Source organism: Mesorhizobium sp. WSM4898, assembly GCF_029625845.1.
Classification (GTDB): Bacteria; Pseudomonadota; Alphaproteobacteria; order Rhizobiales; family Rhizobiaceae; genus Mesorhizobium.
The window spans coordinates 1,259,331-1,277,853 of the sequence record NZ_JARTVQ010000002.1 but is presented as its reverse complement, the minus strand read 5'-3'; the positions used below and the strand labels follow the sequence as shown (position 1 = coordinate 1,277,853).

Here is an 18,523-nt window from a genome sequence, read left to right as displayed (position 1 = left end):
CACAAAGGGAGATTTCGATGGACATCATCCTGCCTGCGAAGAATGGCGATCGTGTCCGCTACCGGCTGGTCGGCCAACCGGCGCAGCCCAACATCGGCGCGGATTTCCCGCGCCTCGCCTATGCCGCCGCCCATGTCGTCGCCAACCCCTTCGCCATGACCGATCCCTGGTCGCGGCCGGCGGTCGACTGGGACAAGACCATGGCATTCCGTCATCATCTGTGGCGGCTCGGCTTCCGCATCGCCGAGGCGATGGACACCTCGCAGCGCGGCATGGGTTTCGACTGGGCGAGCGCGAAAGAACTGATCCGGCGCTCGATCGCCGAGGCGCGCACGGTGAAAGGCGCCGATCTCGCTTCCGGCGCCGGCACCGACCATCTGGCGCCGGCCGCGGCAAAGTCGCTGGACGATGTGATCCGAGCCTATGAGGAGCAGTTCGCCTTCATCGAAGGCGAGGGCGGCAAGGCGATCATGATGGCAAGCCGCGCGCTGGCGGCCGTGGCCAAAGGCCCGGACGACTATGCCCGCGTCTACGACCACATCCTCAGCCAAGCCTCCGGCAAGGTGATCCTGCACTGGCTGGGCGACATGTTCGATCCTGCGCTCAAGGGCTATTGGGGCAGCAATGATTTCGATACCGCCCTGGACACCGTGGTCGCCATCATCGAGCGGCACGCAGACAAGGTCGAAGGCATAAAGATATCGCTGCTCGACGCAGGCAAGGAGGTGCTGCTGCGCGACCGCCTGCCTGAAGGCGTGGTGATGTTCACGGGTGACGATTTCAACTATCCGGAGCTGATCGCGGGCGACGGCAAGAGGCACTCGCATGCGCTGCTCGGCATCTTCGATGCCATCGCCCCGGTGGCCAACCCCGCGTTGGCCAGGCTCGCCGAGGGCGACCGGGCCGGCTATGACGCGCTGATGGCGCCGACCGTGCCGCTGTCGCGCAAGATCTTTGAAGCCCCGACGGAATATTACAAGGCAGGCATCGTCTTCATGGCCTGGCTGAATGGCCACCAGGATCATTTCACCATGGTCGGCGGCATGCAGTCGGCACGCGGCGTCTGCCACTACGCCGATGTTTTCCGCCTCGCCGATCAGGCGGGACTGCTGGCCGATCCTCACCTCGCCGTCGCCAGGATGAAAGCACTTTGCGCCGTCTCGGGCGTCTGAGAGGGATATGCCTCTCGCTTCCCCTGCCGCTGGCGAAAAGCGTAACCTGGATATCGGGCTTGGACCGGCAGCAGCCGAAATTCAGCTGGAAGGGGTTGGCACCGCCGTCGTCGACCATCATTAGGCCGACCGATCGGCAGCAGCGCATGTTCCCGCAGGCCGAGGTCTAGTCTAGATCCCAGTGACTTTGCGAGAAATCCGCTTCAACCGGTGCGGATCGATCTGCGGTTCTGTGTCGATGAGCTTCTGCCTCGAACGATTGATCACATCTCTCGTTTGGGCGAGGAGCTTCCTGTCGCTCTCGGCTTGAAGAGGGCGCGGGCGTGGATTGTCGGGAATTCGGTCTCGCACGACGCGTCTCGGGTCTTGGTTCAGACGGGAACGCGGTCGCTGTCTCTCAGCCGCCGGCGTCCTTTGCTAGTTGCCGACGATGAAGGTTAACTTGCGGGCGTCAGATCAGTGGCACGGTGCGTTAGAGATCTTCTGGGCCTTGCCGGAATATCCAGGCTCGCTCTCGGGCCGACTGCAGTTCGCTGCGGATCCGTCGCGCTTGTTGCCGTTCGGCGTCGACTTCGGCTCGAAGCCGATACCGCTCGGCGCGCAATTTGATGGGATCTATATAAACCTTCCAACTCGTCTTCGGCCATTGCAGCCAGTCCCCATTTGGCGTGCAACGGAACGCGTCCGATTTGGTTCCGGGGTCGCGGTTGGAAATCTTCGACCCGGAGTTTCTGTGCCGATCGGCACATTGGGTTAGCTAAGTTATTGAAAGGATGGTGGGCGTGACAAGGATTGAACTTGTGACCCCTGCAATGTCAATGCAGTGCTCTCCCGCTGAGCTACACGCCCATCCGAAGCCGCGCATACACCATTTTTGGTCCGGCGCGTCAATAGCAGGAACGAGAAAAGAAAGCTCGGTTTCGCCGCAGCGGCGGAAGCGCCAAGCCTAAAGCGCGTCGCGTCGAAACGGGTTTGAGTGACGCGCTTAGATCTTTTGTTTAGTTGATGTCGTTTTCCCAGCCGCTGCGCCGTTTTGGACGACATGCGTCGGCCGGAAAAACCCTTTAGGCCGCCTGAAGCATCTTTTCGACCTCGTTGACGAGATGGCGCAGATGGAACGGCTTCGACAGCACCTTGGCGTCCTTGGGCGCCTTGGAATCCGGATTGAGCGCGACGGCAGCGAAGCCGGTGATGAACATGACCTTGAGATCCGGATCGATCTCAGTGGCGCGGCGGGCAAGCTCGATGCCGTCCATCTCCGGCATGACGATGTCGGTCAGAAGCAGCGAAAAAGGCTCTTCGCGCAGCCGCTCATAGGCGCTGGCGCCGTTGTCGAAATCGCTCACCTGATAGCCGGCGCGTTCCAGCGCCTTGACGAGGAACCGGCGCATATCGTCGTCGTCTTCCGCCAGAAGAATGCGTGCCATCGTATCCCGTCCGAATCACCCGCCCCAAGCCTGCCGCCGGGCAAGCCCGTTAACCATCCTGTATATGAGGAGGAGACGGTAAACATCAAGTGAACGTTGGCCTTGTCGCGACCACTTCGACTGTGCGTTTCGCGGGGCTGAAATGCTGGACATGCCGGACGCAAGATGGCAGTTTCGCATCATGATGCAGTGCTTCGTCCTGGTTCGTTCAAATTGAAGACGGCAGCCGAGGATTTTTCGGTCACACCACCCTTCGAAATCCGATCGGGCGCCGAGCAACGCGTAGCTTTCCTGTTCAACTCGCCGCATAGCGGCCGCCATTATCCCGAGCGCTTCCTGGCCATGGTGCGGCTCGACCGCAACGCCATACGCCGGTCGGAGGATTGCTATGTCGATGAGCTGTTCGGCGGCGCCGTCGCGCTCGGCGCGCCGATGTTGGCGGCAAATTTCCCGCGCGCCTATCTCGACGTCAACCGCGAACCGTGGGAACTCGATCCGCGCATGTTCGCGGAGCCGGTGCCGTCCTTCTGCAATATCCGCTCTGCCCGCGTCGCGGGCGGGCTGGGCACGGTGCCGAAGCTGGTGGGGGAGGGGCTCGACATCTATCCCGGGCGTCTGCCGCTCTCCGAGGCCGTGGGACGCATAGAGGCCGTCTACAAGCCCTATCACGAGACGCTGAAGCGGCTCTTGACCAGGACCCACGCCAGGTTCGGCTATGCCGTGCTGATCGACTGCCATTCGATGCCGGCCAGCGTCCGGGTCGGCGACAATGGCGCGCGGCCGGATTTCATCATCGGCGATCGTTTCGGCATTTCCGCCAGCGCGGCTCTAACCGAGAGGGCGATCGGCCTGCTCACCGGAATGGGCTACGCTGTCGCGCATAACAAGCCTTATGCCGGCGGCTTCATAACCGAGCATTACGGGCGGCCGGCGCGTCATCTCCACGCGCTGCAGATCGAGGTCAATCGCGGGCTCTACATGAACGAGCGGACATTCCAGAAATCGGCCGGTTTCGACGCTTTAGCCGACGACCTGACGCGGTTTTCGGCCGAACTGATTTCGATGCCCGGCCATCATTTCCTCGACCTGCCGCTCGCCGCCGAATGACGCGGCGCTGCGAACCGCAGCTCAAAAAAAGACCGCATCGTTTTCACGACACGGTCGAAGTCTAGGGAGGAAACGCCCAAGGAGGGCATGGACAGGATAAGCTGTCCGAGAACAAAAGTATTGTGCGATGCACAAATGTCAATCGACTTCAGGCTTTTTTAATTCAATATGATGTGCAAATCCGGTTTCGGCGCCTGACGTGTGACTTTGAGGCAACAGGCGAGGGCGCCTGACCCGGTTGCACGCTCCGGTCCGACAAGAAGACAGCAGCTGCCGGATGGTTGCCGCAACGGGGAGAGCGGGTTGGATATCAGCATCGACTTCATGCGGCGCATCGCGCGTGCCGCCGCCGCCGAGACCTTGCCTCGCTTCCGCAGCCAGGCCGCAGTCGCCAATAAGCTGGCGGAGAGCTTCGATCCGGTGACGGAGGCCGATCGCGAGGCCGAGCGGGCGATCCGGGCGCTTATCTCGGCGGAATATCCCGATCACGGCATCCTCGGCGAGGAGCATGGCAGCGAGAACATTTCGAGCCGGCATGTCTGGGTCATCGACCCGATCGACGGCACACGCGCCTTCATTTCCGGCCTGCCGGTCTGGGGAACGCTGGTCGGACTGACGATCGACGGCGATGCCGTAGCCGGCCTGATGTCGCAGCCCTTCACCGGCGAGCTGTTCTATGCCAATGCCTCCGGCTCGCATTACGAAGGCCCGGGTGGCCCGCGCAAGCTCGCGACGCGCAAGACGACGCAGCTTTCGCAGGCGACCCTGTTCACCACCACGCCGGCGCTGTTCAAGGGCGCGGCGCGCAACCGCTATGACGCGTTCGAGAAACAGGTGCAGCTCGCCCGCTACGGCACCGACTGCTACGCCTTCGCCATGGTGGCGGCGGGCAGCGTCGATATCGTCGCCGATCCGGGTTTGAAACCCTACGACATCGTGGCGCTGATCCCGATCATCGAGAAGGCGGGCGGCGTCGTCACCACCTTCGAAGGCGGGCCGGCGGAAAACGGCGGCGACATATTGGCGGCGGCGACGCCGGAGTTGCACGCCGCGGCAATGGCGGCGCTGCGCGGCTGATCCGCGGCGTCGTTCCGTGATCAGGCAGCGTCGCCGGTTCCCGGAACAAAAGCATCGAAGGCCGCCAGGAGCTGCTCGCGAAAGAGATCCCTCTCCTGCAGGATCTCATGATGCGCGCCGTCGATCATCAACAACGAGCCGACGCGCAGCCGTCTGGCATAGGATTCGACCGCCTTGGTAGAGACCACCTGGTCGGCGCCGGCGGCGACGATCAGCGTCGGTACCTGGATCCTTGCCATGAAATCGGGGTCGCTGACCGCTTCCGCGGCTGCGGCTGCGGCCTTCAGCCAGCGGATGGTCGGACCACCGAGTCCAAGGTGGGGCCAGGCCCTGTAAATATCGGTATTGCGCCGGTAGCGCTCCGGGTCGGACGTCACCTTGTTCATTTCGAAGGGCGTCGGCAATTTCGGGCGCGGCCCCCAGGCGGCATAGAGGCGGCCGAGGCCTAGCGCGCAGAACACCGCGCAGACGCGCCGTATGGTGGCGATCGAAACCCGCAAGTCGGGCACGGCCAGGAAAGGCGCGATCAGCACCATGCGCCGCACCCGGTTGACCATCGACGGCGAGGCAAGCAGCGCGATCACCGCTCCCGTCGAATGGGCGAGGATGTAATAGGGGCCGCGGCAATCGGGCAGCACGATCTCCTCGAAGAACTGCTCGAGATCACGGGTGTAGTCGCCGAAGCTGCGGACATAGCCGCGCTGCCGGTCGCGCAGCAGGCGGCTGGAATCGCCCTGGCCGCGCCAGTCGAGGGTGGCGACGCCGAAGCCGCGGTCGGCGAGATCGCGGATGGTCTCGAAATATTTCTCGATGCACTCGTTGCGGCCGGTCAGCAGCACCACCGTGCCCTGGAGCGGGCGGGCGACGGCGGCGAAAACGCCGTAGCGGATCTTCCTGCCGTCGCGGGTGGTGAAGAAGCCGCCGGCAGCGTTCTGCGGCGGCGGATTGCCCTCAGTCAGATAGAAAAGGTCCGTCATTCGGCGCTTCGCTGATTGCTTCTTGCCCGAGCGGGCCAGGCGTCGCCACGGTGATAGACGGCCATGCGCCAAAAGCAAAGGTCCGGGATACGCGCTTTCCTGAACGGGAAGGCCGGAAGCACCTGCGGCGCGCTTCCGGCCTCTGTCGATCCGGGAGGAAGGGACGTTACACCCGGTCGGCCTCGTCGCGGCGCACCGATCGAGGCGCCGCATATCCGTATTGTCGACTGCAGCCTAGCGAGCCCAGGCTGAACGGATGCCGAAGCCTCGGTTCATCTGGCGTTCATCGAGCGAAAAATCGAAGGGAAAGTTGGTGCGCGAAGTTCTTGAAATGGGCTTTTCCGCTTCCCAAATGGAGGTTGCGGCCGCCGATGTCGGGGCCGCTGGCCTATCCGGAGCGCCTTTCGAGGGTTTCGTACCGGGTCAAACGCAAACCATGTTGCTCAACAGGAGAACACATCATGCGTCACGTTGATTTTTCCCCGCTTTATCGTTCGACCGTCGGTTTCGACCGGCTGTTCACCATGCTCGATACGCTCGGCCAGCCCGAGAGCGCGCAGACCTATCCGCCCTATAACATCGAGCGCACCGGCGAGAACGCCTATCGCATCTCGATGGCGGTTGCCGGCTTCTCGGAAGACGAGATCTCGATCGAGGCGCACCGCAATGTGCTGACCGTCAAGGGTGAGCGCAAGGAAGAGAACAATGGCGAGGGTTCCGAGCTGCTCTATCGCGGCATCGCTTCGCGCGCCTTCGAGCGTCGCTTCCAGCTCGCCGACCACGTTGAGGTCGAGGGCGCCACGCTGAAGAACGGCCTGCTCTTCGTCGACCTCAAGCGCAACATTCCGGAAGAGCTGAAGCCGCGCAAGATCGCGATCACCTCGTCTTCGGACAAGGCCAAGCAGATCGAGGCCAAGGCCGCCGCGTAAGCCGCGGGCTCCATGTAAGAAACGTCTCCCTCCCGAGACGAAAGCGGCGCCGGAAGGGCGCCGCTTTTTTGTGACATTAATCCTGCGCCAGAAAATCAACGCGGCGACATTTCGCCGATGTTTTCTGGCTTTTTTGATCCTGCTTGGCCTCGAACTGTCGCTGGGGCCTTTGCTCGCCTGATCATTGCGAGAGGTGTTGGCCGAGACGGTCGATCTCTTGGGTGGTGGTGGCGAAGCTGGCGACGAAACGGTAGATTGCTTCCTTGTCGCCGAGATGGCCATCGAAACCCTGCGGCACGCCCCATTCATAGAATTTGGCGCCGGCGGTCTGCAGCTTTTCGGCAAGAGCGCGGTCGAAGATTGCGAACACTTCGTTGGCCTGCGGCAGCCAGGCGAGCCTGCCCGCCGGCGCGTCCTCGATCGTCTCGGCGAGATGTGCCGCCATCGCATTGGCATGCCGCGCCATCCTCAGCCAAAGGTCGTCGGTGAAATAGACTTCGAATTGCGCCGAGATGAAGCGCGCCTTGGAAAAGGTCTGTCCGGCGCGCTGGCGAAGCAGGCGCAGATCCCGGCCGACTTCCGGGTTGAAGATCACCACCGCGTCGGCCATCCAGCAACCGTTCTTGGTGCCGCCGAAGGAGATCAGGTCGACGCCGCTCCTCCAGGTCATTTCCGCCGGCGTGACGTCGGTCGCGGCAATCGCATTGGCAAAGCGCGCGCCATCCATATGCAGTGGCAGCTTGTGCCTGCGGCTGACCTCGGCGATCGCCTTGACGTCGTCGACGGTGTAGACGGTGCCCACCTCGGTCGCCTGGGTGATCGTCACGGCCATCGGCTGGCCGGCCGGCGCAAGATCCTGTGAATAACGCCTGATGGCGTCGTCGAGAGCCTGCGGGTTGATGCGCCCCAGGGGACCCGCAACCGGCGTCGTACGAGCGCCGCCGGTGTAGAAGCCCATCGCTCCGAACTCGTCGACATTCATATGCGCTTCGGAATGACAAAGGGCGATGCCGCCGATACGGTTCAACGCCGCCATCGAAAGGGCGTTGGCCGCGGTGCCGGTGGCGACGAAGAACACTTGAACATCGCGCTCGAAGATCTCGCTGAAGCGATGGTAGACGGTGCGGTCCAAGTCGCCGTCGCCATACGCGGTCGCGATGCCGGCCGCGTGGCGGGAGAGGTTCGCCGAAATGTCGGGATGAACGCCCGCCCAGTTGTCGGATGCAAAGAACATCGAGAGGTCCGTATTGTGATTGGCAGAAAGCGGCGCGACTTGACTGCTTTGGCGCCCGAAGCGCAAGGGCCAATCTTTCGCAAAACGGTGAAGCCAGCCGGGCCGTAACGACTGACTAGAGGTTGCGTTTTCCGATCCCTTCGCGAAATTTTGTGTCGCGGCACGCCCAAGAATTTTGTGAATCGGTCTTGTGCAGGTGCGGGATTTCTGCCATAAAAAATTTAGGACAGTAGTGCTGTCTTATTTTGTCGCACAAAACAGGCTGGACTGGCATATCATCGCTGCCATTCCGGCTATTGTCGCGAGCGGCGGGTAGACGGCTCCGCTCTGGCCTGTACGATACCGGATGCGAACCGGGCGTATGGCCGCATGGTTCGGCAAGAATTTCGCGAGACGTGCAGCAAGGACGAAGGGAAGCATCGTGCTTCCCAAGGCAAACCAGCGCCCCGAGGGAAATCACCGCCAAGGGTGCGGAACGGAGGATAGGACGATGACGGAACTGACGCCATCTGCGATCAACGGCCAGGCCGCGCAGACGAAAGCGGCAGCCGTCAAAACTGGTACCGCCGCCAATGGTTTGATCGCGCAGGGCCTCTACGATCCGCGCAACGAGCATGACGCCTGCGGCGTCGGCTTCATCGCCAACATGAAGGGCGTAAAGTCGCACCAGATCGTCGAGGACGGTCTGGCGATGCTGGAAAACCTCACCCATCGCGGCGCTGTCGGCGCCGATCCGCTGGTCGGCGACGGCGCCGGCGTGCTGGTGCAGATTCCGGATCGGTTCTTCCGCGATGAGATGGCCGGAAAGGGCGTCGAACTGCCGCCGGCAGGCCAATATGGCGTCGGCCACTGGTTCATGCCGCAGGACGCAGCCCTTCGCGCCCATATCGAGGACATCATCGCCGAATCGGCCCAGTCCGAAGGGCTGCCGCTGATCGGCTTCCGCGACGTGCCGGTCGATAATTCGTCGCTGTCGAAGGCGCCGGAGATTGTCGCCTCCGAGCCGTTCCATCGCCAGGTGTTCATCGGCCGCACGGCCGAGATTCCGGACGACGAGGAGTACGAGGCGAGGCTCTACCTGCTGCGCAAGGTGATCTCGGGCCGCATCTATGCCGAGAACGACAACAAGGATGTCGGCGCCTATTGCGTGTCGCTGTCGGCGCGCACCATCGTCTACAAGGGCATGTTCCTCGCCTACCAAGTCGGCGCCTATTACAAGGACCTCAAGGATCCGCGCTTCGACACGGCGCTGATCCTCGTCCACCAGCGCTTCTCGACCAACACCTTCCCGTCATGGAAGCTGGCGCATCCCTATCGCATGGTCGCGCATAACGGCGAGATCAACACGGTGCGCGGCAACAACAACTGGATGGCGGCGCGTCAGGCCTCGGTCGATTCCGAGCTGTTCGGCAACAACATCTCGAAGCTGTGGCCGATCTCCTATGAGGGTCAGTCCGACACGGCGTGCTTCGACAATGCGCTCGAATTCCTGTTCCAGGGCGGCTATAGCTTAAGCCACGCCATGATGATGCTGATCCCGGAAGCCTGGGCCGGCAACAAGCTCATGGATTCCGACCGCAAGGCGTTCTACGAGTACCACGCTGCGCTGATGGAGCCGTGGGACGGGCCGGCGGCGGTCGTCTTCACCGACGGGCGCCAGATCGGCGCGACGCTCGATCGCAACGGCCTGCGTCCGGCTCGCTACATCGTCACCGACGACGACCGCGTCATCATGGCTTCGGAAGCCGGCGTGCTGCCGGTGCCGGAGGAAAAGATCGTGCAGAAGTGGCGGCTGCAGCCCGGCCGCATGCTTTTGATCGATCTGGCCAAGGGCCGCATCATCTCCGACGAGGAGATCAAGTCGGAGATCGCGACCAGGCACCCTTACAAGACCTGGCTCGCCAACACGCAGTTGATTCTTGAAGAGCTGAAGCCGGTCGAGCCGCGGGCGCTGCGCAAGGATGTCAGCCTGCTCGATCGCCAGCAGGCCTTCGGCTACACACAGGAAGACACGAAGCTTCTGATGGCGCCGATGGCCACTACCGGCCAGGAAGCGGTCGGCTCGATGGGCACCGACACGCCGATCTCGGCGATGTCGGACAAGTCGAAGCTGCTCTACACCTATTTCAAGCAGAACTTCGCTCAGGTCACCAATCCGCCGATCGACCCGATCCGTGAGGAACTGGTGATGAGCCTGGTGTCCTTCATCGGGCCGCGGCCGAACATCTTCGACCTGATCGGCACATCGCGCCGCAAGCGGCTTGAAGTGCGCCAGCCGATTCTCACCAACGGCGATCTCGAGAAGATCCGCTCCATCGGACACACCGAGGACCGCTTCGACACCAAGACGATCGACATCACCTACGGTTCGAACGAGGGCGCTGCCGGCATGCAAGGCGCCATCGACCGGCTCTGCGAGCGCGCCGAGGCGGCGGTCGCGGGCGGCTACAACATCATCATCCTGTCCGACCGCCAGGTCGGGCCGGACCGCATCGCCATTCCGGTTTTGCTGGCGACGGCGGCGGTGCACCATCACCTGATCCGCAAGGGCCTGCGCACCGCGGTAGGACTGGTCGTCGAATCCGGCGAGCCCCGCGAGGTGCATCATTTCTGCTGCCTGGCCGGCTATGGCGCCGAGGCGATCAATCCCTATCTCGCCTTCGACACGCTGCTCGACATGCACAGGCGCGGCGAGCTGCCGGAGGAGGTCGACGCATACGAGGTCGTCTCCCGCTATATCAAGTCCATCGGCAAGGGCATCCTCAAGGTGATGTCCAAGATGGGCATCTCGACTTACCAGTCCTATTGCGGTGCGCAGATCTTCGACGCCATCGGGCTCAAGTCGGACTTCGTCGAGAAGTATTTCACCGGCACCGCGACGCTGATCGAAGGCGTCGGGCTGGACGAGATCGCGACCGAGACTCTCAGCCGCCATACCGATGCCTTCGGCAACGACCCGGTGCTGCGCAACAATCTCGAGGTCGGCGGCGAATACATGTTCCGCATGCGCGGCGAGGCGCATATGTGGTCGCCGGATGCGGTCGCCAGCCTGCAGCATGCCGTGCGCCAGGGCTCCTGGGACACGTTCAAGGAGTATTCGGCGCAGATCGACAGCGCGACAGCTAGAGCGCAGACCATCCGCGGCCTGTTCGAGATCAAGCTGGCGGAAGAGACCGGCCGCAAGAAGGTCGCGATCGAAGACGTCATGCCGGCGGCCGAGATCGTCAAGCGCTTCTCGACCGGGGCGATGTCCTTCGGCTCGATCTCCCGGGAAGCGCACACGACGCTGGCGCGCGCGATGAACGCCATCGGCGGCAAGTCGAACACCGGCGAGGGCGGCGAAGAGGCCGACCGCTATCTGCCGCTGCCCGGCGGCGGCAAGAATCCGGAACGCTCGGCGATCAAGCAGGTCGCGTCGGGGCGGTTCGGCGTGACGGCGGAGTATCTGGTCAATTCCGACGTCATGCAGATCAAGGTGGCCCAAGGCGCCAAGCCCGGCGAGGGCGGTCAGTTGCCCGGACACAAGGTCGACGCCACCATCGCCAAGGTCAGACACTCGACGCCAGGCGTCGGCCTGATCTCGCCGCCGCCGCATCACGACATCTATTCGATCGAGGATCTGGCTCAGCTGATCTACGACTTGAAGAACGTCAATCCGGCGGCCGATGTCTCGGTCAAGCTGGTCTCGGAGGTCGGCGTCGGCACGGTTGCGGCGGGCGTCGCCAAGGCGCGCGCCGATCACATCACCATCTCCGGCTACGACGGCGGCACCGGCGCTTCGCCGCTGACCTCACTCAAGCATGCCGGCAGCCCGTGGGAAATGGGCCTCGCCGAGACGCATCAGACCCTGGTGCTCAACGGCCTGCGCTCCCGCGTGGCGCTGCAGGTCGACGGCGGGTTGCGCACCGGCCGTGACGTCATCATCGGCGCGCTGCTCGGCGCCGACGAGTTCGGCTTCTCGACCGCGCCGCTGATTGCGGCCGGCTGCATCATGATGCGCAAGTGCCACCTGAACACCTGCCCGGTCGGGGTGGCGACGCAGGACCCGGTGCTGCGCAAGCGTTTCAAGGGCACGCCGGAGCATGTCATCAACTTCTTCTTCTACGTGGCGGAGGAGGTGCGCGCGCTGCTTGCGGAAATGGGCTTCACCCATCTCGACCAGATCATCGGCGACACCGACCTTCTGGAGAAGCGCGACGTGATCCAGCACTGGAAGGCGCGCGGGCTCGACTTCTCGAAGATGTTCTTCAAGCCGGAGGCGCCGCCTGAGGCGCTGCACTGGAGCGAGCGGCAGAAGCATCCGATCGACGACGTGCTCGACCGCAAGCTGATCGAGCTGGCAAAGCCGGCGCTGGAAGCCAAGCAGCCGGTCAGCATCGAGCTACCAATCCGCAATGTCGACCGCTCTGCCGGCGCGATGCTGTCGGGCGAAGTCGCCAAGCGCTTCAAGCACAAAGGCCTGCGCGAGGACACGATCCAGGTCAAGCTCACCGGCACGGCCGGCCAGTCTTTCGGTGCGTTTCTCGCGCGCGGCGTCTCCTTCGAGCTGGTCGGCGCCGGCAACGACTATGTCGGCAAAGGCCTGTCGGGCGGCCGCATCGTCATCCGGCCGCCGGAAGAGGCCAAGATCGTCGCGGCTGACTCGATCATCGTCGGCAACACGGTGCTCTACGGTGCGACCGAGGGCGAGGCCTATTTCGCCGGCGTCGCCGGCGAGCGCTTCGCGGTGCGCAATTCCGGCGTCGTTGCCGTCGTCGAAGGCGTCGGCGACCATGGCTGCGAATACATGACCGGCGGCATCGTCGTGGTCATCGGCAAAACGGGCCGCAACTTCGCCGCCGGCATGTCGGGCGGCGTCGCCTATGTGCTCGACGAGAAGGGCGATTTCGCCGAACGCTGCAACATGGCGATGGTCGAGCTGGAGCCCGTTCCGGAAGAGGACGACCTGATGGAGAAGCTGCTCCATCATGGCGGCGACCTCGACCATAAGGGACGCGTCGACGTCTCCGGCGACATGACCAGCCATGACGAGGAGCGGCTCTATCAGCTGATCTCGAACCACGTCCATTACACGGGCTCGGTGCGCGGCCGCGAGATCCTCGACAATTGGGCAAGCTTCCGGCCGAAATTCCGGAAAATCATGCCGGTCGAGTATCGCCGCGCGCTGATCGAGATGGAGCGCATGCGCATGAGCGTGGCGGCGGAATAGGCTTTGGGCACGGCCGGGGAGGTAATCGCCCGGCCGGCATCCTCACCAACAATCCTGACCTCGGACCAAGGTTGCCACGGCGGCCTTATGAGGTTAACGGGTGCGCCGACAAGCTAGACTTGCGAGCGCGCCTTCGGACAGCAGGGACTGGACTATGGGCAAGGTAACAGGGTTTCTCGAAATCGACCGGCAGGTGCAGAAGTACCAGCCTGCCTCGGATCGCATCCGGCATTTCCGCGAATTCACGCTGCCGATGTCGGACAAGGAGGTCGAGAAACAGGCCGCGCGCTGCATGGATTGCGGCATCCCGTTCTGCCATGGACCGACCGGCTGCCCGATCCACAACCAGATCCCGGACTGGAACGACCTCGTCTACAATGGCGACTGGGACAGCGCGATCCGCAACCTGCATTCGACCAACAATTTCCCGGAGTTTACCGGCCGCATCTGCCCGGCGCCTTGCGAGGAAGCCTGCACGCTGAACCTCGAGGACATTCCGGTCGCCATCAAGACGGTCGAGCAGGCGATCGCCGACAAGGCCTATGAGACCGGCCACATCCGGCCCTACCCGCCGGAAAAGAAGACCGGCAAGCGGGTTGCCGTCATCGGCTCCGGGCCGGCCGGCATGGCCGCCGCCCAGCAGCTCGGCCGCGCCGGCCACGATGTGCATGTCTATGAGCGCGAGAGCCGGCCGGGCGGGCTGATGCGCTACGGCATTCCCGACTTCAAGATCGAGAAGCATTACATCGATCGCCGCATCGAGCAGATGCAGGGCGAGGGCGTGAGTTTCCATTGCGGCGTCAATGTCGGCGTCGACAAGCCGGTTGCCGAGCTCCTCGCCGAGCACGACGCCGTGCTCTATTGCGGCGGCTCGGAAACCCCGCGCCCGGCCAACATCCCCGGCGACGATCTCAGCGGCGTCTATGACGCCATGCCGTATCTCGTGCAGCAGAACCGCCGAGTCGGCGGCGAGCCGATCCAATCGGTGGCCTGGCCGTCACATCCGATCATCGCCGGCGGCCAGCATGTCGTCGTCGTCGGCGGTGGCGACACCGCGTCCGACTGCATCGGCACCGCCTTCCGGCAAGGCGCGGTGCGCGTGACGCAGCTCGACATCCGTCCGCAGCCGCCGGAGAAGGAAGACAAGCTCGCGGTTTGGCCTTACTGGGCGACGAAGATGCGCACGTCTTCCTCGCAGGCTGAGGGCGCGGAGCGCGAATTTCAGGTGGCGACCCTCGAATTCATCGGCGAGGACGGACAGCTGACCGGCGTCCGCTGCTGCGAGGTCGATGAGAAGCGCAAGCCGATCGCCGGCACCGAGTTCGTCATCCGCGCCGATCTCGCCTTCATCGCCATCGGCTTTGCCGGTCCGGCGAATGATGGGGTCATGAAGGAGCTGGACGGCGAGATAAAGGTGGTCACCGACAGCCGCCGCTCGCGCAACGTCGAGGCCGACGACCGCGACTACAGAACCAGCATAGACAGGCTCTATGCCGCGGGCGACGTCCGTCGCGGCCAGTCGCTGGTGGTGTGGGCGATCCGCGAAGGCCGCCAGGCAGCGCGCGCGATCGACGAGGCGCTGATGGGGTCTAGCGTACTCCCCCGCTGAGTCTATCTGCAGCCACGATGGGCTCTTCCGTTGCGGCCCTACCGACGCACCGCTGTCGAGGTCTCCGATGAAGCGGTCGGCGTCTTCGGCGGCCAGGAAAAATCGTCGGCTCGGCCGGGCGAGGCGACGGGCGCCTTGCCCTCGACGGTCAGCTTTTCGCCGGGAAGATTCGGATCGGCCTTGGCTGGCGGTGCGGCACCCAGCAGCTCGGTCCCGCCGTCGAGCGCGGGGTCGCTGAGCAGCATCGGCGCGGTGCGGTCGACGATGACAGGGGCCGCGGCAGGCTTCGACGCCTCGACCGGAGCGCCCGCCGGCGCGGAAACCGTGGTGACGCTTCCGGGTGCCGCCAGTCCGAGGATCTTGGCCAGCGGCTTTTCGGTGTAGAAGGCAAGCTTGCGCTTGCCGGCCCTGGTCACGTTGATGCCGTCGTCGGAGCGCAGGCGCACCGGCTGGCCGTTGATGTCCGGACCGGAGGTGACGAAGGCGCCGTTCTCGTCGACGAAGCCGTCCCAGACATCGACGAACTCGCCGCCATGGGTCTGTGCGGCTGAATGATAGATGTCGTTGAAGGCGAGCATGTCCGAGGTCATTTTTGCCGCCCCGAACGCCGGCATGCCGACCCACAGGAACGGCACCTTTGCATCCTGAATGGCCTTGCCCAGCGCATCGGTGCGGTGCTCGTATTCCTTGGTCCAGTTCTCGGAGCGCGGCTGCTCGCGGACGTCGCCGACGCGCATCTGCTGGCGGTCGTTGGAGCCAAGCATGACCACCACGACGGACGGCTTCTCCGTCTCGATCAGAGACTTGATCTCGACCGGCCAATTGTAGAAATCGTCACGCACGAAGCCCGACGAGCCGTTGCTGCGCGAAACGATCCTGACCGCCGGATTGTCGGCGAAGGCGACGTCCAGACCCTCGGCGAGCCCGCCCGCCAGAAAATCGCCGACCACCAGCACGACGCGCGCATCCGGCGCCTTTTCGACGACCGGCGCCTCCGGCTCGGCCGGCGGGCGCGGCTTGGGTTTTCTGGCCTTCGGCTTCGGCCTCACCGGCTGGACATTGGCAGGAGGTTCAATGCGCTCGCTGCGGCGCGGGAAAAGAAGATCGCGCAGCGACCAGCCGCGGTTTCCGTCTTCCTGCGCGAAAGCCGGGGTATGAAAGGCGCTCGAGCCGGCGACGGCAAGCACGGCGATGGCCAGGACGAGAATCGGCAGGCGGCGAACGATCAGCCAGACACGCGCGACCGTAACCAATGAAAGTCTCCATCCTTGGCGCATGACAACGTAAAAAGCCGGCAAGTCATGCGCAGGCCGCAGCGCTACAGCATCCTTTCCGCTTTTGAAAGGATGCTTGACGCCATGGGCGGCTCTATTGCTTCCGGAGCCATTTCAGCACTTCCAGGCTCGGATAGCCATCCTGGCTCAAGCCTACCTTCGCCTGGTAGGCCATGATGGCGGCCTTCGACCCCTCGCCGATCTTCCCGTCGAACTTGCCGTCATAATAACCGTGCTCGGAAAGCCGCTTCTGCAGTTCCTGCCGTTGCTCGAAGCTGAGCTTGGTGAACGGCCGCTGCCAGTCCTGCACAAGCCCGGTGCCACCGGCGATTTCGTCGGCGAGCAGGCCGACGGCCAAAGCATATTTGTCGGCATTGTTGTAAGCCTTGATGACCGAGAAATTCCTGATCATCAGGAAGGCCGGTCCGCCCCTGCCGTCCGGCACCTTGAGCGTCGCCTTGTCGCTCAGGTTCCTGAACGGCTTGCCGTTGGCCCTGGCCACCCCGAGCGCCTGCCACTGCGCCAGCGTCTTCGATCCGGCCGGCAGCTTGCCCGGCGGCAAGGTCACTTCATAGCCCCAGGTCTTGCCGGCCTGCCAGCCGTTCTTCCTGAGCAGATTGGCGGCAGTCGCCAACGCGTCGGGTATCGAATTCCAGATGTCGCGCCGGCCATTGCCGTCCATGTCCACCGCGTAGTGCTGATAACTGGTCGGGATGAACTGGGTCTGACCCATCGCGCCCGCCCAGGAACCCATGAGATGGCTTTCGTCGATGTCGCCGGTCTGCAGGATCTTCAGCGCCGCGATCAGCTGGGTTCGGGCATATTTCGAGCGCTTCGGGTCGCCATAGGCAAGGGTCGCCAGCGAACGGATGACATTGCGCATGATGTCGTCGCGCTTGAGGATCTCGCCATAGTTCGATTCCATCGACCAGATGGCGAGAAGGATATGGCGATCGACACCGAACCGTGCCTCGATCCGATCCAGCCATGGCTTCCATTTGCGCGCCATTGCCTGACCATTGGTCACCGACTGGTCATGCACCCGGTTGTCGAAATAATCCCAGGCGGGGGCGGTGAATTCCGGCTGGGTGCGGGCCTTTTCCAGCACGACCGGGTCGGGCTCGATGCCCCTCATGGCCCTGTCGTAGACTGCGCCGGAAACGCCTCCCGAAACCGCGGTGGCACGAAAGCCCGCGACCCACTGGCGGAAACCCGCATCGGCGAAAGCGGGTCCGGCGGGCATCAGCAAGGCAAGCGTGAGGCCCGCGGCCGTCAAAAATGCCGCCAGGCGCCTTGCGCTGTTGCGAACGGACATCCTTTTCCTCCTTCATCAAAATTAGGAAGGATCATTCAACGCCGAAGCCGGTTAGTATTTAGTTTACCATAGGTGCCATTAGGAACGAAAAGAGAGGTCGGTGCTTTAACTTTCGATTTTCAAGCCATCCGCTCGGATAATTCAACATTCCGGCGCGAAAATGTTCGGGGGGATTGCGGAGCGGATGGCCGCGCGGATAATGGGCTTAAACGGATGGGTGGAGCATGAAGCGAGTTCGCAAGGCAGTTTTCCCGGTCGCCGGTCTCGGCACACGGTTTCTTCCGGCCACCAAGGCCATCCCGAAGGAGATGCTAACGGTCGTCGACCGGCCGGTCATTCAATATGTGGTCGACGAGGCGCGCGACGCCGGCATCGAGCATTTCATTTTCGTGACCGGGCGCAACAAGGCGGTCATCGAGGATCACTTCGACGTCCAGTTCGAGCTCTATGATACGCTCGCCCAGCGCGGCAAGGACGACCAGCTCGCCCGCCTGCAGCGGCTGCAGCCAGCGCCGGGCCAGACCAGCTTCACCCGCCAGCAGGTGCCGATGGGGCTTGGCCATGCCGTCTGGTGCGCGCGTGAGCTGGTCGGTGACGAACCGTTCGCGCTGCTTTTGCCCGACATGATCATGCAGTCGGAAAAAAGCTGCATGAAGGATATGGTCGAACTCTATGCCGAGACCGGGAACAACATCATCGCCGTACAGGAATGCGACCCGGCCGAGGCCCATAAATACGGCATCGTCGGCCGTGGCGAGGACACCCATCACGGTTTTCGCATCACCGGCATGGTGGAGAAGCCGAAGGCTGGCACGGCGCCCTCCAATCTCTTCATCAACGGGCGCTACATCCTGCAACCGGAGATTTTCGGCATCCTCGAAAGCCAGGAGCGCGGCGCCGGCAACGAGATCCAGCTGACGGATGCGATGCTGAAGCTGGAGAAGCAGCAGGCCTTCTACGGCTATCACTATAAGGGGCGCACCTTCGACTGCGGCTCGCCGGAAGGCTTCGTCGAGGCCAATGTCGCCTTCGCGCTCTGGCGCAGCGACATGAATGCGAGCATGGCCGGGGTCATCCGCACGCTGCTGGATGAGGTGCGGCCGGCGGAGCGGATCGGCGCCGCTTCCTAGGTGCTGGCTAAGCGGAGCGGATCCTTCGGATCTCCGCGTCCGCATCGCTGGCGCGAGGATCAC

At 63.5% G+C, this 18,523-nt stretch carries 12 protein-coding genes and 1 tRNA gene; 7 read left to right on the top strand and 6 right to left on the bottom strand.

Annotated elements, in window-relative coordinates; genetic code table 11:
- The first annotated feature begins 17 nt into the window (after positions 1-17).
- A complete protein-coding gene (locus tag P9228_RS13560; RefSeq protein WP_278053871.1) occupies positions 18-1,172 on the top strand; it encodes a dihydrodipicolinate synthase family protein in 1,155 nt (384 codons plus the stop codon).
- 774 nt (positions 1,173-1,946) lie between these two features.
- Here P9228_RS13560 and P9228_RS13555 read toward each other — a convergent pair.
- Positions 1,947-2,021 (bottom strand) — tRNA-Val (locus P9228_RS13555).
- 215 nt (positions 2,022-2,236) lie between these two features.
- On the bottom strand, positions 2,237-2,599 hold the full coding sequence (locus P9228_RS13550; protein ID WP_278053870.1) for a response regulator: 363 nt from the start codon (positions 2,597-2,599) through the stop codon (positions 2,237-2,239).
- 165 nt (positions 2,600-2,764) lie between these two features.
- On the opposite strand from P9228_RS13550, the gene P9228_RS13545 reads away from it, so the two are divergent.
- Both P9228_RS13545 and hisN read left to right on the top strand, forming a co-directional pair.
- Positions 2,765-3,706, top strand: coding sequence for an N-formylglutamate amidohydrolase (locus tag P9228_RS13545; RefSeq protein WP_067002532.1), 942 nt, complete (start codon positions 2,765-2,767; stop codon positions 3,704-3,706).
- Positions 3,707-4,009: 303 nt separating this feature from the next.
- Positions 4,010-4,783, top strand: coding sequence for a histidinol-phosphatase (gene hisN, locus P9228_RS13540; RefSeq protein ID WP_278053869.1), 774 nt, complete (start codon positions 4,010-4,012; stop codon positions 4,781-4,783).
- Between the two features lie 20 nt (positions 4,784-4,803).
- Here the strand turns inward: hisN and P9228_RS13535 are convergent, their stop codons facing one another.
- The gene (locus P9228_RS13535) at positions 4,804-5,760 is read right to left on the bottom strand and encodes an alpha/beta hydrolase (RefSeq protein ID WP_127215498.1); all 957 of its coding nucleotides are present in this window, start codon (positions 5,758-5,760) and stop codon (positions 4,804-4,806) included.
- A 461-nt stretch (positions 5,761-6,221) separates the two neighbouring features.
- Between P9228_RS13535 and P9228_RS13530 the strand changes: the two genes are divergently transcribed.
- Positions 6,222-6,689: an Hsp20 family protein gene (locus tag P9228_RS13530; protein WP_067002526.1), complete on the top strand. Its 468-nt coding sequence runs from the start codon at positions 6,222-6,224 to the stop codon at positions 6,687-6,689.
- A gap of 181 nt (positions 6,690-6,870) precedes the next feature.
- Here the strand turns inward: P9228_RS13530 and P9228_RS13525 are convergent, their stop codons facing one another.
- Entirely contained in the window at positions 6,871-7,923 is a 1,053-nt protein-coding gene (locus P9228_RS13525) for a low specificity L-threonine aldolase (RefSeq protein WP_278053866.1), read from the bottom strand.
- A gap of 490 nt (positions 7,924-8,413) precedes the next feature.
- Here P9228_RS13525 and gltB point away from each other — a divergent pair, with 490 nt between their 5' ends.
- Together gltB and P9228_RS13515 are read left to right on the top strand one after the other, a co-directional pair.
- Entirely contained in the window at positions 8,414-13,132 is a 4,719-nt protein-coding gene (gene gltB / locus P9228_RS13520) for a glutamate synthase large subunit (protein ID WP_278053865.1), read from the top strand.
- Positions 13,133-13,286: 154 nt separating this feature from the next.
- Entirely contained in the window at positions 13,287-14,741 is a 1,455-nt protein-coding gene (locus tag P9228_RS13515) for a glutamate synthase subunit beta (protein WP_095826717.1), read from the top strand.
- Positions 14,742-14,779: 38 nt separating this feature from the next.
- On the opposite strand, the gene P9228_RS13510 is transcribed toward P9228_RS13515, so the two are convergent.
- Together P9228_RS13510 and P9228_RS13505 are read right to left on the bottom strand one after the other, a co-directional pair.
- Positions 14,780-15,994: a DUF459 domain-containing protein gene (locus P9228_RS13510; protein WP_278053863.1), complete on the bottom strand. Its 1,215-nt coding sequence runs from the start codon at positions 15,992-15,994 to the stop codon at positions 14,780-14,782.
- A gap of 115 nt (positions 15,995-16,109) precedes the next feature.
- Positions 16,110-17,330: a lytic murein transglycosylase gene (locus tag P9228_RS13505; protein WP_095800476.1), complete on the bottom strand. Its 1,221-nt coding sequence runs from the start codon at positions 17,328-17,330 to the stop codon at positions 16,110-16,112.
- Positions 17,331-17,554: 224 nt separating this feature from the next.
- Here P9228_RS13505 and galU point away from each other — a divergent pair, with 224 nt between their 5' ends.
- Positions 17,555-18,460 carry a UTP--glucose-1-phosphate uridylyltransferase GalU gene (gene galU, locus P9228_RS13500; RefSeq protein ID WP_095777124.1) on the top strand — a complete coding sequence of 302 codons (906 nt, stop codon included), beginning with the start codon at positions 17,555-17,557 and terminating at the stop codon, positions 18,458-18,460.
- The last annotated feature ends 63 nt before the right edge of the window (positions 18,461-18,523 follow it).

Excerpts from the sequence above, each read along its gene's own strand:
- P9228_RS13530 (WP_067002526.1), top strand. The coding sequence starts at position 6,222 with ATGCGTCACGTTGATTTTTCCCCGCTTTATCGTTCGACCGTCGGTTTC.
- P9228_RS13505 (WP_095800476.1), bottom strand. The coding sequence starts at position 17,330 with ATGTCCGTTCGCAACAGCGCAAGGCGCCTGGCGGCATTTTTGACGGCC.
- galU (WP_095777124.1), top strand. The coding sequence starts at position 17,555 with ATGAAGCGAGTTCGCAAGGCAGTTTTCCCGGTCGCCGGTCTCGGCACA.
- gltB (WP_278053865.1), top strand. The coding sequence starts at position 8,414 with ATGACGGAACTGACGCCATCTGCGATCAACGGCCAGGCCGCGCAGACG.
- P9228_RS13560 (WP_278053871.1), top strand. The coding sequence starts at position 18 with ATGGACATCATCCTGCCTGCGAAGAATGGCGATCGTGTCCGCTACCGG.
- P9228_RS13525 (WP_278053866.1), bottom strand. The coding sequence starts at position 7,923 with ATGTTCTTTGCATCCGACAACTGGGCGGGCGTTCATCCCGACATTTCG.
- P9228_RS13535 (WP_127215498.1), bottom strand. The coding sequence starts at position 5,760 with ATGACGGACCTTTTCTATCTGACTGAGGGCAATCCGCCGCCGCAGAAC.
- P9228_RS13550 (WP_278053870.1), bottom strand. The coding sequence starts at position 2,599 with ATGGCACGCATTCTTCTGGCGGAAGACGACGACGATATGCGCCGGTTC.
- P9228_RS13545 (WP_067002532.1), top strand. The coding sequence starts at position 2,765 with ATGGCAGTTTCGCATCATGATGCAGTGCTTCGTCCTGGTTCGTTCAAA.
- P9228_RS13515 (WP_095826717.1), top strand. The coding sequence starts at position 13,287 with ATGGGCAAGGTAACAGGGTTTCTCGAAATCGACCGGCAGGTGCAGAAG.